We start from the raw sequence: 2,441 nt of genomic DNA, 5'->3' as shown, positions 1-2,441 counted from the left end.
CAGCTCCTGTCGGGCTCCGTTTAATTTGGCCTCGATGACATCCACGCCCGACCCCTTGCGAATCTGCTCTTCCAGATTCTTTTCCAGGGCGGCAAGGCGGGTGAGTCGTTCCTGACAGAGCGTGACCTGAATCGCCAGAGTCTCTGCGGAGGCTGCAGCAGCGTCTTCACGAAGCATCGCCTGCAGGCGGCGTTCGTCGGGAAGGTGAAGCTGCTTCGTCAGCGAACTGAAGGGGTTATTCAGTTCCGCGCCCATGGGACTGACCAGCGAATCTGCGCTCGCCAGATGGTCTTTCCAGGCAAGTTGCTCGACCTGCTTGTTGAGCCGTTCCTGTGCCAGCGCGGTCTCCTTGAGCTGTGTCTCGAAGACTTCCGCATCCAGTTCTCGTCGCCGCCAGGCCAGGTCCACTTCGGCCGCAACTTTCACCCGGTTCATCTCGGCTTCCAGTTCCGAGATTTCGCGACGCTTGCTGATGATGCGATCCTCAAGGCGGGGATCGACGAGCTGGACCAGCAAATCGCCGGGAACGAGTGTCTGTCCTGCTTTGACTGACACATCTCGGACCTGAGCCAGACAGTTCGAGGACACCGTCGTCGAACGGGACTGCAGCACCCCTGGATAGGAATGCTCGCCGACATATTCGAAGAGACAGGCGAATCCCGTCCCTGCAAATAATGCCAGACCGATGCAAACCCCTTTGAACATCAGGGAACTGGAAGAGGCTTGGTGTGTCGTCGAGGAAATTTCGCCGGGCATGGTGCGCTTCATCCAGAATGCGTGACAAAGTCCTTCATCGGATCGGCAAAATCGGAGGATGTTCATTGGACAGAGTCGGCCCATTCCATTCGGAAATCCAAAAACGAGTCGATACAACCCGCAAAAACCAACAGTTCCGGGGCAAAAAGTGAAGTCACCTACACTCGTTGATCCCCGTTCCCGCCTCCGTCCCCGCACACGCTCCCGCAGCGTCCAATCCGAGAGGAACGATTTTCGAGACTCCAGACGGAGCAAAATTCCCTCCTTGTGAGGAAGCGCGGGTAACAGGAATCGTCGCGACCCGCGCCCTGCACACACATTTGCGATATGATCAGCGGGCCGTCTTCCAGAAATGACGAAACGGTTATCTGTATGCGTCCTCAACCGATTCCCCCACGCCCGTCGGTGCTGAGATTCGACAGGAAGTTCGATCCGGATGACGCAACCCGAAGATCACCGGGGATTGGACGGGGTCCGCCGCCGCAGAATGATTCCCGTGGCGATCACTCGCTGTCCCGCACCCGAGGGCCGACCACGTGAACTGTGGCGGTCCTGTTAACGAATACTTTTTCCTCACTTGAAACAATCCGACATGCCTGTCCATTCCGCCGGTTCCACGGCACGAGTTGTCATCAAACCTCGTAAAGCACTCCCCTTTTTCAGTCGTCATCCCTGGGTTTTTCAGGGCGCCATCGACCGGATCGAGGGAAATCCGGCTCCCGGTGATGCAGTCGCCCTCACCGCTCACGACGGACAGTTCATCGCCTGGGGTCTGTTCAATCCGATCAGCAAGATTGCCGTCCGACTTTACTCATGGGATGAAGCAGACCCTCTGACAGAAACTTTCTGGCGGCAAAGAGTTACAGACGCCGTAGAGATGCGGAAGGTCCTCTTGCCCCAACAGGGGCCCCAGGACGCCAGCCGACAGATTTATAGCGAAGCCGACGGGCTGTCGGGACTGACCGTGGACCGCTATGGCGGCTGGCTGATGGTTCAATTGACCAGTCTGGCGCTGGCGAATCACAAAGAAGTCATCCTCGATAGCCTGCGCGAAACCCTGCAACCGGAAGGGATCTGGCTGCGAACCGAGAAAGGAATTCGCGCGGCGGAAGGATTGGAACTGACCGACGGGTTGCTTTGGGGCCAGTCCCCCCCTCGACCCATTTTTATCGCCGAGCATGGTGTTCGCTATGGAATTGACGTGGCCGAAGGACAAAAGACCGGATTTTTCCTGGATCAGCGGGATAATCGCCGACGGATCGCCGACTTCGTGCGAGATAAGCGAGTTCTCGATGTCTGCTGTTACACCGGTGGCTTTGGCCTGAACTGCCTGGTGAACGGGGGGGCTGCCGAAGTCACCGCCGTCGATGCGTCAGAGGCGGCTCTCACCCAGGCCCGTTCCAATGCAGAGCTGAACGGGGTTGCGGACCGACTCAAGACAGTTAAACAGGACGCCTTCAAGGCTCTGGAAGAATTTCATTCCAAACAGGAAACGTTCGACACCGTGGTGCTCGACCCGCCGAAGCTCGCACGCAACCGGCAGGGGATCGATGCCGCGTTACGAGGTTATTACAGCCTGAACCGCTTTGCACTGGGTCTGATCAACCCCGGTGGATTCTTTGTGACCTGCAGTTGTTCAGGTCACATCTCTCACGAAATGTTTGCGGATATGCTCAGTCAGTCGG

2 protein-coding genes are annotated in these 2,441 nt (G+C 57.6%); one reads left to right on the top strand and one right to left on the bottom strand.

Going from position 1 to position 2,441, the window contains the following annotated elements:
• Positions 1-756, bottom strand: a 756-nt coding sequence (locus VGE80_RS07795) for a hypothetical protein (protein WP_440592249.1), incomplete at its 3' end; no start/stop codon positions are given.
• Between the two features lie 592 nt (positions 757-1,348).
• Between VGE80_RS07795 and VGE80_RS07790 the strand changes: the two genes are divergently transcribed.
• Positions 1,349-2,441, top strand: a 1,093-nt coding sequence (locus VGE80_RS07790; RefSeq protein ID WP_440592248.1) for a class I SAM-dependent rRNA methyltransferase, incomplete at its 3' end; no start/stop codon positions are given.

The sequence above is a fragment of the Schlesneria sp. genome (assembly GCF_036405755.1).
Taxonomy (GTDB): Bacteria; Planctomycetota; Planctomycetia; order Planctomycetales; family Planctomycetaceae; genus Schlesneria; species Schlesneria sphaerica.
This window is presented reverse-complemented; position numbering and strand designations above follow the sequence as displayed.